This window comes from Streptomyces sp. NPDC094147, from assembly GCF_044764265.1.
Classification (GTDB): domain Bacteria; phylum Actinomycetota; class Actinomycetes; order Streptomycetales; family Streptomycetaceae; genus Streptomyces.
In genome coordinates this window covers 296157-308335 of record NZ_JBIWHT010000002.1, presented here as the reverse complement: position 1 = coordinate 308335, position 12179 = coordinate 296157, and the positions used below count along the sequence as shown (strand labels likewise).

Below are 12179 nucleotides of genomic sequence, written 5' to 3'. Positions count from 1 at the left end.
GGGTTATCCCTTCACTGCGCCGGCCGTCAGACCCGCGGCCATCTTGCGCTGGACGAGGAGGAAGAGCACCACGATGGGGACGGCCATCATGGTGGAACCGGCCATCATCGGGGCGTACTCGGTGCCGTGCTGGGTGGTGAAGTTGGACAGCCACACGGTCGCGGTCTGGTGGTTCTGGCTCATCAGCATCAGGGCGTAGAGGTACTCGTTCCACGCCTGGATGAAACCGTAGACGGAGGTCGCCACCATGCCGGGGGCGAGCAGCGGGAAGACCACCCGGATGAACGCGCCGGTGCGGCTGCAGCCGTCGACCATGGCCGCCTCCTCCAGCTCCTTGGGGACGTTGACGATGAATCCGCGCAGCGTCCACACCGTGAAGGGGAGGATGAAGGTCAGGTACGTGATGATCAGGCCCGAGAGCTTGTCGTACTGGCCGAGGTCGTTGAGCAGCAGGAAGACCGGGATGATCATGGCGACGAGCGGCACCATCTGGACCGCGAGGATGCCGACGATGACGATCTTGCGGCCGCGGAAGGCGAACCGGGAGATGGCGAGCGCGGCGAGCAGGCCGACCGCGATGCCGATCAGGACCACGACCAGGGAGACGGTCAGCGACCGCCCGATCGATCCCCAGAAGTCGCCGATCTGGAGCGCCCGCTTGAAGTTGTCGAGCGTGAAGTGGGTCGGGAACAGGTGCGGGTCGGGGTCGATCGCGTCCTTGGCCGGCTTGAACGCCGTGTTCAGCATCCAGTAGACCGGGAAACCCGCGGTGACGAAGACCAGGAGGCCGAGCAGGTTCCAGCCCAGCTTGGTCTTCTTGCGGGCGGGCTTGTTGCGCGCGGCGGCGGTCGAGGCAGCCATCGTTACGCCTCCTTTTCCGATCGCGGAGCTCACTCGACTTCCCCGATCTTCAGCATCTGGCGCATGTAGACCGCGATCACACCGAGCAGCAGGATCACGGTGAGCAGGGCGATCGCGGAGCCCTGGGAGTAGTCGTTGACCACGAAGGCCTTGTCGTACGAGTACGTGGTGAGCAGCTGGAACTCGGCCTCGGGGTGGCCGCCGCGCATCACGAAGACCTGCGGGAAGACGCCCATGTCCCAGATGACCGAGAGCGTCGCGAGCATCACGATGATGGGCTTGAGGATCGGCAGCGTGACGTGCCGGAACACGCCCCAGGAGCCGGCGCCGTCGAGCCGGGCGGCCTCTTCGAGTTCCTTGGGGACCTGGGTGAGGCCGGCGCTGAGGGTGATGACGACGAACGGCACCGCGCCCCAGACCACGAGCAGCATGATGACGGCGAGTCCCTGGGTGCCGTCGGCGAACCAGTTGTGACCGTGCAGGTCGACGCCGGGCAGCTGGCTGAGCAGCCAGTTGAGGACGCCGAAGTCGGTGTCGAACATCCACTTGAAGACGGTGATCGCCACGACGATGGGCATGCCCCAACTCGCCACCAGGGCAATGTTGATGAGCGTCTTGACCCAGCCGGACACCCGCTGGAGCAGCAGGGCGATCAGCATGCCGATGACCATGGTCAGGACGACCGCGGTGGCGGCGAAGAGGATGGTGCGCACGACGACGCGCCAGAACTCGGCGTCACCGAGGACGGTGGTGAAGTTGTCGAAGCCGACCGACTCGGCGGCCTGGAAGCCCCACAGCTGCGGCTGCCCGAACTTCTGGAAGGACAGGGTGACGAGGCGGACCAGCGGATAGCCGAGGACGAGCGCGAGGACGATCAGGCAGGGGGCGAGGAGTGCCCAGGGCACCGCCGCTCCTCCGCCCGTGCCGCGCTTCTTGCCCGGCTTGCCGGGTCGACCGGATCCAGCACCCGGTAGTGGGTCGCGCCGCGCCGGCGGCACCTTGGCGGTGGTTGTCTCTGCGGCACTCATCGCGCGCTCCTGGTGATCCCTCTCTGGAACTGGCCGGGCAGGGCCCCGTCGTCACGACGGGGCCCTGCCCAAAAGGTCACTTGGTGTTGATGACCTTGTCGATCGCGGCGTCCGCGTCCTTCGCGGCGGCCTCGACCGTCTGCTTGCCGGTGCCGATGCTCTGCAGCATGGTCTGCAGGACCTGGGCCTTCTCGACCTGGCCCCAGCCCGGCGCCATCGGGACGAACCAGCTGGACTCGGCCGCGGTGGCCGCGACGGCCGTCTTCGGGTCCGACTTCAGCGGTGCGAGGTCCGACTTGTTGTTGGGCAGGTTGCCCTTGGCGACGAGGCCCTTCTGGCCCTGGGTGCCGGTGAGCGCGTTGATCCACTCGGCCGCGAGGCCCTGGGCCTTGGACTTGACCGGGACGGCGAGGTCGGAGCCGCCGAGGAAGACCGGCATGGCCTTTCCGGACGGGCCGGGCATCACAAAGCTCTCGATCTTGTCGGCGAGCTTGCCGACCTTGTCGTTCTCGGGCAGGGCCGCGTTGGCGCCCTCCCAGGCGGGGCTGAAGACCAGGCCGGACTTGCCCTGGCCGTAGACGATCGGACGGTCGGACTCGTCCTTCGTCTTGTCGCCCTTCATGTACTTGTCGACGACGTTCTTGAACTCGGTGAGGCCCTTGAGGGACTCGGGCGAGGACAGGTTGCTCTTGAACTTGCCGCCGTCCTCCTTGGCGATGGAGCCGCCGGCGTCGTACACGAAGGACATGGCCGCGTACCAGTCGCGGGTGGGCTGGTACCAGGCGCTGAACTTGTCGCCCTGCTTCGCCTGGATCTTGTCCAGGTCGGCGGTCAGCTCGGCGTACGTGTTCGGGACGGCGGTGACGCCCGACTCGGCGGCGATGTCCTTGCGCCAGATCGCCGTGCGGCCACCGGCGTAGTAGGGGACGCCGTAGGTCTTGCCGTTGTACGTGACGGAGGCCTTGAGGCCGTCCAGCCAGGCGGCGGAGTTGTCGAACTTCGAGGGGTCGACCTCGGCGAACGCGCCCTTGAGCGAGTAGGAGAGCATCTCGGAGTTGCCCATCTCGACCACGTCCGGCGCCTTGTCGGTGGCGAGGACGGCGTCCAGCTTGGCGTTCTTGTCCGGCCAGCCGTAGTACTCGTGATTGATCTTCAGGCCCGGGTGCTTGGCGACGATGGCGTCGTCGGCCGCCTTCACCAGCTCGGGCCAGTTCTTCTGCGCGTCGACCGTCAGCCAGACGGTGAGCTCCTTGGCGTCGCTGCCCCCGGCGGCGCCGTCCGTCTTGCTGCCACTGCCGCCGCAGGCCGCGGCGCCGATCATGATGCCCGCGACGCCGATCGCCGCGATGAGCTTGCGCTTCACGCCACTCTCCTCAGGGATGACTGAAACCCCCCGCCCACCGCGATGCCACATACGACGAGTACTGCCCGTGGGGCTGGGATCTGGTCTTTAATGGTTTAGACCAGTACCGGGAGCTTGGCCTAGACCTTTAGGGGTGTCAAGGGTCGATAAGAACGCTGAGAGCGTCCGTTATCGGACCGACACCTCACCGTCCACGACTCCCCGCAACTCGCCCCCCACGGCCCCGATCGGCCCACCCGAGACTGCCCCCGGAACGCCACCTGGGCTTTAATGGTTTAGACCAACTTGCACACTCCCCCGCACGTCCGCCGCGCGGCGGTGTATAAGAAGGGCTGTCGATCGCGTTACCGGACCGACACCCTGACGGAGGGCGACGACCCGTGACCGGTCCGTGCCACCATGTGAGCCGCGACAGACGGAGGAGCCGGTGACGGCAGCAGCGCACCACTCGGGAAGGCAGGCCATGGCCACCGACGGGAGCGGCAGCGAGACGGAGGCGGGCGCCGGCGTCCGTACCGCCCGCGTGCCCAAGTACTACCGCCTCAAGCGCCACTTGCTGGAGATGACGGAAACCCTTCCGCCCGGCACCCCGGTGCCCCCCGAGCGCACCCTCGCCGCCGAGTTCGACACCTCCCGCACCACGGTCCGCCAGGCCCTTCAGGAACTGGTCGTCGAGGGCCGCCTGGAGCGCATCCAGGGCAAGGGCACCTTCGTCGCCAAGCCGAAGGTCTCCCAGCCGCTCCAACTCTCCTCGTACACCGAGGACATGAGGGCCCAGGGCCTGGAGCCGACCTCGCAGCTCCTGGACATCGGCTACGTCACCGCCGACGACACCCTGGCCGCACTGCTCGACATCGCCGCGGGCGGCCGGGTCCTGCGCATCGAGCGGCTGCGCCTGGCGAGCGGCGAGCCGATGGCCATCGAGACGACGCACCTCTCCGCCAAGCGCTTCCCCGCGCTGCGCCGCTCCCTGGTCAAGTACACCTCGCTCTACACCGCGCTCGCCGAGGTGTACGGAGTGCACCTCGCGGAGGCCGAGGAGACCATCGAGACCTCGCTCGCCACCCCGCGCGAGGCCGGACTGCTCGGCACCGACGTGGGCCTGCCGATGCTGATGCTGTCCCGCCACTCCCTCGACGGCGACGGCGAACCGGTGGAGTGGGTGCGGTCGGTGTACCGGGGCGACCGGTACAAGTTCGTGGCGAGACTCAAGCGCCCGACGGACTGACGCCCCCCGGCCGGGGGTCCGGGGGTTGCCCCCGGGACAACGCAGCGTGGCGAGACTCAAGCGCCCGGCCGACTGAGGCGGTCCCGCACCTCTCACACCTCCCCCCATCCCCGCCATCGTCCGCTATCCGGACGGGGGTTCCCTTGGTCGGCACTGTCCCCTAGATTTCCTGCGCATTACCGAAGTGATCCAACGCACAGGTGATCGTGAGGGGACGGAGCCACCCAATGCCGGAATCTACGGAAGTGAAGAGACCGGTGATCACGCCCTTGCGCGTGGTCATCGCGCTCTGCCTGATCGCGCCCTTCGTGGCGATGCTGTGGGTGAGTTCGTACGCCAAGACCGATCCGAAGCTCGGCGGCATCCCGTTCTTCTACTGGTACCAGATGCTCTGGGTGCTGATTTCCACCGCGCTCACGATGCTCGCGTACAAGCTCTGGCAGCACGACCAGCGCTCGCGCACCTCTGACGACAAGAAGGGGGGTGCGTCCGCGTGAAGCACGGCGTGAACGGCGTCGCGCTCGGCGTCTTCATCTTCTTCTTCCTGGCCGTCACGGTCATCGGCTTCATGGCCGCCCGCTGGCGCAAGGCCGAGAACGAGCAGAGCCTCGACGAATGGGGCCTGGGCGGGCGGTCGTTCGGCACCTGGGTCACCTGGTTCCTGCTCGGCGGCGACCTCTACACGGCGTACACCTTCGTCGCGGTTCCGGCGGCGGTGTACGCGGCGGGCGCGGCCGGCTTCTTCGCGGTGCCCTACACGATCCTGGTCTACCCGCTGATCTTCACCTTCCTGCCGCGCCTGTGGTCGGTCTCGCACAAGCACGGCTACGTCACCACCTCGGACTTCGTGCGCGGCCGGTTCGGCTCGAAGGGCCTCTCGCTCGCGGTCGCGGTCACCGGCATCCTCGCCACGATGCCGTACATCGCGCTCCAACTGGTCGGCATCCAGGCCGTGTTGGACGTCATGGGCGTGGGCGGCGAGTCCTCCAACTGGTTCGTCAAGGACCTGCCGCTGCTCATCGCCTTCGCGGTGCTCGCGGCGTACACCTACTCCTCCGGGCTGCGCGCCCCCGCGCTGATCGCGTTCGTCAAGGACGGGCTGATCTACCTGGTCATCGCGGTGGCGATCATCTACATCCCGATCAAGCTGGGCGGCTTCGACGCCATCTTCAGCGCCGCGCAGCACAAGTTCGCGGGCCCGCCCGGCGGGAAGCCCACCGGGGCGATCGCGCCCGGCGAGGCGAGCCAGTGGACGTACGCGACCCTCGCGCTCGGCTCGGCGCTCGCGCTCTTCATGTACCCGCACTCGATCACCGCGACGCTGTCCTCGCGCAGCCGCAACGTCATCCGCCGCAACACCACGATCCTGCCGCTGTACTCGCTGATGCTGGGCCTGCTGGCGCTGCTCGGCTTCATGGCGATCGCGGCGGGCGTCAACGTCAAGAACGGCCAGCTGGCGATCCCGCAGCTGTTCGCGGACATGTTCCCGGACTGGTTCGCGGGCGTGGCCTTCGCGGCGATCGGCATCGGCGCGCTGGTCCCGGCGGCGATCATGTCCATCGCGGCGGCGAACCTGTTCACCCGCAACATCTACAAGGACTTCATCAGGCCGGACGCGACGGCCGCGCAGGAGACCCGGGTCTCCAAGCTGGTCTCGCTCCTGGTGAAGGTCGGCGCGCTGGTCTTCGTCCTGACCATGGACAAGACCGTGGCCATCAACTTCCAGCTGCTCGGCGGCATCTGGATCCTGCAGACCTTCCCGGCCCTGGTCGGCGGCCTGTTCACCCGCTGGTTCCACCGCTGGGCGCTGCTCGCGGGCTGGGCGGTCGGCATGGCGTACGGCACGCTCGCGGCGTACGGCGTCGCCTCGCCCACCCAGAAGCACTTCGGCGGCTCCTCGAAGGAGATCCCGGGCATCGGCGAGATCGGCTACATCGGCCTCACGGCCTTCGTCCTGAACGTCGTGGTCACCGTGGTCCTGACCTTCGTCCTGCGCGCGCTGAAGGCCCCGGACGGCGTGGACGAGACCTCACCGTCGGACTACACGGCGGACGCGGGCGACCCGGGAGTGAGCCCGGACCTGCCGCCCGCGACGGCGGGCGCGGCCCACTGAGTTCTGGTCATACCTGCACGCCGAAGGGCCGCCGCATCCGGGAGGGTGCGGCGGCCCTTCCATGTGCGTTGGTCAGCGCACCCAGTCCTTGAACGGCTCGGTCTCAATGGGCACGGCGACACAACATGTAGGGCCTTACTCATCCGGCTCCCCCCACATGTATGCTCGTCCTCGCTGTCGCCGCAGGGGAATCCGGTGGAAATCCGGAACTGTCCCGCAACGGTGTACTTGGTGCGGTTTGTCGCACCCTGTGAGTCCGAGGACCTGCCGACGGCGCATCCGGCTCGACCGAACCGGGTGCCGAGACGTCCGGGCCTCGCGGTTGGGCCGGTGGACGACGCGCACGGGCCTGCCCTGACGCGCGCCTCCGCCTCCCCCGAAGGGCCCCGTGCCGAGCGAGGGAGTGCCCCCACGTGACCATCGCCCCAGCGGATCCCGCTTCAGCGATCACCGAAGAACTGGCGGATGCGCCCGGGACCGCGCTGCTGCGGACCCTGACCGACCTCACCGCCGACCTCGCGGACACCGACCCCGGCCGGGTCGCCGCCGCCGCGCTCCGGGGCCGCAACGCCCGCTCGGACGAGGCGGAACTGCGGGGCCTGGCCACCGAGGCGGCCGCGGGGCTCATCTCCGAGGACCCGGCCTACTCCCGCCTCGCCGCCCGCCTCCTGACGATCACCATCGCCGAAGAAGCCGCCGGGCAGGGCGCGTTGTCGTACTCCGCCTCGGTCGGGGTCGGCCACCGCGAGGGCCTGATCGCCGACCGCACCGCCGACTTCGTACGCACCCACGCCGCCCGCCTCGACGCCCTGGTCGAGGCCTCGCTCGCCGACGGCGCCGACGACCGCTTCGGCTACTTCGGCCTGCGCACCCTCTACTCCCGCTACCTGCTCCGCCACCCGATCACCCGCCAGGTCATCGAGACCCCCCAGCACTTCATGCTGCGCGTGGCGTCCGGCCTCGCCGAGGACGATTCGGTGCGCGCCCTGGACGAAGTGGCGTCCCTGTACGGCCTGATGAGCCGCCTGGACTACCTCCCGTCCTCCCCCACGCTCTTCAACTCCGGCACCCGCCACCCCCAGATGTCGTCCTGCTACCTCCTCGACTCCCCGCTGGACGAGCTGGACTCCATCTACGACCGCTACCACCAGGTCGCCCGCCTCTCCAAGCACGCCGGCGGCATCGGGCTCTCGTACTCCCGCATCCGCAGCCGCGGTTCGCTGATCCGGGGCACCAACGGGCACTCCAACGGCATCGTGCCGTTCCTCAAGACGCTGGACGCCTCGGTCGCCGCCGTCAACCAGGGCGGCCGGCGCAAGGGCGCGGCGGCGGTGTACCTGGAGACCTGGCACTCCGACATCGAGGAGTTCCTGGAGCTGCGCGACAACACCGGCGAGGACCAGCGGCGTACGCACAACCTGAACCTCGCGCACTGGATCCCCGACGAGTTCATGCGCCGCGTCGACGCGGACGGCCAGTGGTCGCTGTTCTCGCCCGCCGACGTGCCCGAGCTCGTGGACCTGTGGGGCGAGGAGTTCGACGCCGCCTACCGCAAGGCCGAGGCGGCCGGGCTCGCCCAGAAGACGATGCCCGCACGGGACCTGTACGGCCGCATGATGCGCACCCTCGCGCAGACCGGCAACGGCTGGATGACGTTCAAGGACGCCTCCAACCGCACCGCCAACCAGACGGCGGAGCCGGGCCACACGGTCCACTCCTCCAACCTGTGCACCGAGATCCTTGAGGTGACCGACGACGGCGAGACGGCCGTCTGCAACCTCGGCTCGGTCAACCTGGGCGCGTTCGTGGTCGACGGCTCCATCGACTGGGAGCGCCTCGACTCGACCGTCCGCACCGCCGTGACCTTCCTCGACCGGGTCGTGGACATCAACTTCTACCCGACCGAGCAGGCGGGCCGCTCCAACGCCAAGTGGCGCCCGGTGGGGCTGGGCGCGATGGGCCTCCAGGACGTCTTCTTCAAGCTGCGCCTCCCCTTCGACTCCCCCGAGGCGAAGGCCCTCTCCACCAAGCTCTCCGAGCGGATCATGCTGACCGCGTACGAGGCCTCCTGCGACCTCGCCGAGCGGTCGGGCCCGCTGCCCGCCTGGGACAGGACCCGCACCGCGCGCGGGGTGCTGCACCCCGACCACTACGACGTCGAGCTGAACTGGCCGGAGCGCTGGGCGGCCCTGCGCGAGCGCATCGCCGCGGTCGGCATGCGCAACTCGCTGCTCCTGGCGATCGCGCCGACCGCCACCATCGCCTCGATCGCCGGGGTGTACGAGTGCATCGAGCCGCAGGTCTCCAACCTCTTCAAGCGCGAGACGCTGAGCGGTGAATTCCTCCAGGTGAACGGCTACTTGGTGGCGGACCTCAAGAAACTCGGTGTGTGGGACGCCCAGTCCCGCGAGGCGCTGCGCGAGGCCAGCGGCTCGGTGCAGGACTTCGGCTGGATCCCGGCCGACATCCGCGCGCTGTACCGCACGGCGTGGGAGATCCCGCAGCGCGGCCTGATCGACATGGCCGCCGCGCGCACCCCGTTCCTGGACCAGTCCCAGTCGCTGAACCTGTTCCTGGAGACGCCCACCATCGGCAAGCTGTCGTCGATGTACGCGTACGCCTGGAAGCGGGGCCTGAAGACGACGTACTACCTGCGCTCCCGCCCGGCGACCCGCATCGCCCGCGCGGCCCAGGCCACCACCCCCATCCCCGTGCAGCAGGCGGCCCCCGACGCGGACGCGATCGCCTGCTCCCTCGAAAACCCCGAGTCCTGCGAGGCGTGCCAGTAAATGACCACCGAGAACAAGAACCTCCTGGACCCGGGCTTCGAGCTCACCCTGCGTCCCATGCGCTACCCGGACTTCTACGAGCGCTACCGGGACGCGATCAAGAACACCTGGACCGTCGAGGAGGTCGACCTCCACTCCGACGTCGCCGACCTCGCGAAGCTCACCCCGGGTGAGCAGCACATGATCGGACGCCTGGTGGCCTTCTTCGCCACCGGGGACTCGATCGTCTCCAACAACCTCGTCCTCACGCTCTACAAGCACATCAACTCCCCCGAAGCGCGGCTCTACTTGAGCCGTCAGCTCTTCGAGGAGGCCGTGCACGTCCAGTTCTATCTGACGCTGCTCGACACCTATCTGCCCGACCCGGAGGACCGCGCGGCCGCGTTCGACGCGGTCGAGGAGATCCCCTCGATCCGCGAGAAGGCGCAGTTCTGCTTCAAGTGGATCAACGAGGTCGAGAAGCTGGAACGCCTTGAGACCAAGGCCGACCGCCGTCGCTTCCTGCTCAACCTGATCTGCTTCGCGGCCTGCATCGAGGGCCTGTTCTTCTACGGCGCCTTCGCGTACGTGTACTGGTTCCGCAGCCGGGGTCTGCTGCACGGTCTGGCCACCGGCACCAACTGGGTGTTCCGCGACGAGACGATGCACATGAACTTCGCCTTCGAGGTCGTGGACACCGTCCGCAAGGAGGAGCCGGAGCTCTTCGACGATCTGCTCCAGGAGCAGGTCACCGACATGATCAAGGAAGCGGTGGAGGCGGAGCTCCAGTTCGGCCGCGACCTGTGCGGCGACGGCCTGCCCGGCATGAACACCGAGTCGATGCGCGAGTACCTGGAGTGCGTCGCCGACCAGCGCCTGACGCGCCTGGGCTTCGCGCCGGTGTACGGCTCACAGAACCCGTTCTCGTTCATGGAGCTCCAGGGCGTCCAGGAGCTGACGAACTTCTTCGAGCGCCGTCCGTCCGCCTACCAGGTGGCGGTCGAGGGCTCGGTGGGCTTCGACGAGGACTTCTAGTCCGCCGGTCCGCGCGACGGCTTGAGGCCCCGCTCCCACGGGGGGAGCGGGGCCTCAAATCGCTTATGGCGTACGTCAGTTGTTCGGGACCGTCTCGTAGCGGGCGGTGCCCTCGGCCATCTGCTTCAGGGCGTCCTTGCGGTCGCGCTTGGAGAGGCGGTCGATGTACAGGTAGCCGTACAGGTGGTCCGTCTCGTGCTGGAGGCAGCGCGCGAAGTAGCCGGTGCCGCGCACCTTGACGGGGTTGCCCTCGGCGTCCTGGCCGCTGACCACCGCGTAGTCGGGGCGGGCCAGCTCGGCGTAGGCGGTCGGCACCGACAGGCAGCCCTCGTTGGACTCGTCCAGGACCCGCAGCTCGGCCGGGAGCTCTTCGAGGACCGGGTTGCAGACGACGCCGACGTGCCGCACCCCTTCGTCGTCCATGCAGTCGTAGACGAAGACCTTGAGGTCCACACCGATCTGGTTGGCGGCCAGGCCCACGCCCTCCGCCGCCTTCTGGCTGGCGAACATGTCGTCGATCAGCCGGGCGAGCTCGCCGTCGAACTCGGTGACGTCCTTGCACTCCTTGTGGAGCACCGGGTTGCCGACGACCGTGATCGGGCGGGCGGTGCCGCGCTCGCGGAAGGCCAGCTCGCGCGCCTCGCAGTCCTCCGTGTCCACGACGAACCCGTCGTTCTCGACCTGCTGGTCCGTCTCCTGCTGCGCCATGTCCGCCGTACGCCTTCCTGAAATCCCGATTCGATCCCGTACAGCCTAAGGCCCGGCTCAGCAGACTTCTTCTAGATCCCGCCACTCCCGGCTGTCCGGATTGTCGGCGACCCAGCCGTCGAGCAGCCCGCGGACCAGGCCGGCGGGGGCCGCGATGCCGCATTCGCGTTCGGGTACCCACAGGTCGCCGGAGGTGCGGTGGCCGAGCGGGCCGGGGTGGCCGGGCTCGCTGTGGTCGTGCGGGTCGAGGTGCTCGCCGTCGCCCTCGTCGCTGGGCATCCGGGACTCGGAGCAGGCGCGGCACAGCAGGCGTACGGAGGAGGACCAGTCCTCGGCGGCGAAGCCCGCGTCGGCGGCGAGCCGCTCCAGGGCGTCCCGGTCGGCCTCGGTGGCCGCTTCGAGCAGCACCACCCAGGTGGGCACGGGCGAGGGGGCCCACAGCTCGATCTCGTCGAAGACCGGGAAGGACGGGCCCGCGGCGGTCGTGCGTTCGCCGTGCGGTACGCCGTCGTGCAGCACGACCTCGCCCCAGCGGCGGCCGGAGGACGGCAGCGGGATGGAGAGGACCTCCATCCGGGCCGGGTCGAGCCTGCGGCCCCAGACCACTTCGGCCTCGCCCTCCGGCGAGAGGCGCACGGCGGCACTGCCGAGCTCCATGCCGACCGGCTCACCGCTGCCGGTGGCCTCGCCCGGCACCTTCAGGCCGTACGCCTGCCAGGAGCGGCGGGCCAGCGGCCAGTCCTGGAGGGCGGTGGCCGCGATGCCGACGTTCCACCAGTCGGGGGCTCCGGTCTCCTTGTCGAGCAGGGCCACGGCGCGCAGCCCGGCGGCCCGCGCCTGCTCCCAGTCGTGCCGGAACTTGTGCAGCAGCGCCAGGTTGAACCAGGACTCGGACAGCCAGGGCTCCAGGTCCGCCGCGCGCGTGAGCAGCGCCCCGGCGTCCTCGTACCTGCCGTCACCGATCAGCGTGAACGCACGGTCTGTGGCCTGCCGCCACGAGGCGGAGGGCCGGTGCCGTCCCTTGCCGAAGATCCTCACGATTCCCGCCTGCCCAGACCGGCCCCGACTAGCGGGT

General features: G+C 68.9%; 10 protein-coding genes and 1 riboswitch. Of the genes, 5 read left to right on the top strand and 5 right to left on the bottom strand.

Translation table 11 applies throughout. The features are described from left to right. Positions 1–3 precede the first annotated feature (3 nt). The 3 genes from ACIQ8J_RS06810 to ACIQ8J_RS06800 all read right to left on the bottom strand — a co-directional run bounded on the left by ACIQ8J_RS06810 (position 4) and on the right by ACIQ8J_RS06800 (position 3252). Complete coding sequence (locus ACIQ8J_RS06810) at positions 4–861, bottom strand: carbohydrate ABC transporter permease (RefSeq protein ID WP_403266905.1); 858 nt, start codon at positions 859–861, stop codon at positions 4–6. A 29-nt stretch (positions 862–890) separates the two neighbouring features. Next, complete coding sequence (locus tag ACIQ8J_RS06805) at positions 891–1889, bottom strand: carbohydrate ABC transporter permease (protein ID WP_403266908.1); 999 nt, start codon at positions 1887–1889, stop codon at positions 891–893. 76 nt (positions 1890–1965) lie between these two features. Beyond that, positions 1966–3252, bottom strand: coding sequence for an extracellular solute-binding protein (locus tag ACIQ8J_RS06800; protein WP_403266911.1), 1287 nt, complete (start codon positions 3250–3252; stop codon positions 1966–1968). 463 nt (positions 3253–3715) lie between these two features. Here ACIQ8J_RS06800 and ACIQ8J_RS06795 point away from each other — a divergent pair, with 463 nt between their 5' ends. From ACIQ8J_RS06795 to ACIQ8J_RS06775, 5 genes are all read left to right on the top strand, one after another. Further along, positions 3716–4480 carry a GntR family transcriptional regulator gene (locus ACIQ8J_RS06795; RefSeq protein WP_403267757.1) on the top strand — a complete coding sequence of 255 codons (765 nt, stop codon included), beginning with the start codon at positions 3716–3718 and terminating at the stop codon, positions 4478–4480. Positions 4481–4707: 227 nt separating this feature from the next. Beyond that, positions 4708–4977: a DUF3311 domain-containing protein gene (locus tag ACIQ8J_RS06790; RefSeq protein WP_403266913.1), complete on the top strand. Its 270-nt coding sequence runs from the start codon at positions 4708–4710 to the stop codon at positions 4975–4977. Next, entirely contained in the window at positions 4974–6593 is a 1620-nt protein-coding gene (gene mctP, locus ACIQ8J_RS06785) for a monocarboxylate uptake permease MctP (protein ID WP_403266915.1), read from the top strand. The genes ACIQ8J_RS06790 and mctP overlap by 4 nt, the downstream gene beginning before the upstream one ends. Before the next feature lie 144 nt (positions 6594–6737). Further along, positions 6738–6880, top strand: a riboswitch (cobalamin riboswitch). A gap of 126 nt (positions 6881–7006) precedes the next feature. Further along, on the top strand, positions 7007–9382 hold the full coding sequence (locus ACIQ8J_RS06780) for a ribonucleoside-diphosphate reductase subunit alpha (protein ID WP_403266918.1): 2376 nt from the start codon (positions 7007–7009) through the stop codon (positions 9380–9382). Continuing rightward, a complete protein-coding gene (locus tag ACIQ8J_RS06775; RefSeq protein ID WP_403266921.1) occupies positions 9383–10396 on the top strand; it encodes a ribonucleotide-diphosphate reductase subunit beta in 1014 nt (337 codons plus the stop codon). 75 nt (positions 10397–10471) lie between these two features. On the opposite strand, the gene def is transcribed toward ACIQ8J_RS06775, so the two are convergent. Beyond that, on the bottom strand, positions 10472–11104 hold the full coding sequence (gene def, locus ACIQ8J_RS06770) for a peptide deformylase (protein WP_403266924.1): 633 nt from the start codon (positions 11102–11104) through the stop codon (positions 10472–10474). Between the two features lie 57 nt (positions 11105–11161). After that, entirely contained in the window at positions 11162–12142 is a 981-nt protein-coding gene (locus tag ACIQ8J_RS06765; protein WP_403266927.1) for a tetratricopeptide repeat protein, read from the bottom strand. Positions 12143–12179: the final 37 nt, after the last annotated feature.

Bases quoted from the DNA above. Each gene is read 5' to 3' on its own strand.
- ACIQ8J_RS06810 (WP_403266905.1), bottom strand. From the start codon at position 861: ATGGCTGCCTCGACCGCCGCCGCGCGCAACAAGCCCGCCCGCAAGAAG.
- ACIQ8J_RS06805 (WP_403266908.1), bottom strand. From the start codon at position 1,889: ATGAGTGCCGCAGAGACAACCACCGCCAAGGTGCCGCCGGCGCGGCGC.
- ACIQ8J_RS06795 (WP_403267757.1), top strand. From the start codon at position 3,716: ATGGCCACCGACGGGAGCGGCAGCGAGACGGAGGCGGGCGCCGGCGTC.
- ACIQ8J_RS06790 (WP_403266913.1), top strand. From the start codon at position 4,708: ATGCCGGAATCTACGGAAGTGAAGAGACCGGTGATCACGCCCTTGCGC.
- ACIQ8J_RS06775 (WP_403266921.1), top strand. From the start codon at position 9,383: ATGACCACCGAGAACAAGAACCTCCTGGACCCGGGCTTCGAGCTCACC.
- def (WP_403266924.1), bottom strand. From the start codon at position 11,104: ATGGCGCAGCAGGAGACGGACCAGCAGGTCGAGAACGACGGGTTCGTC.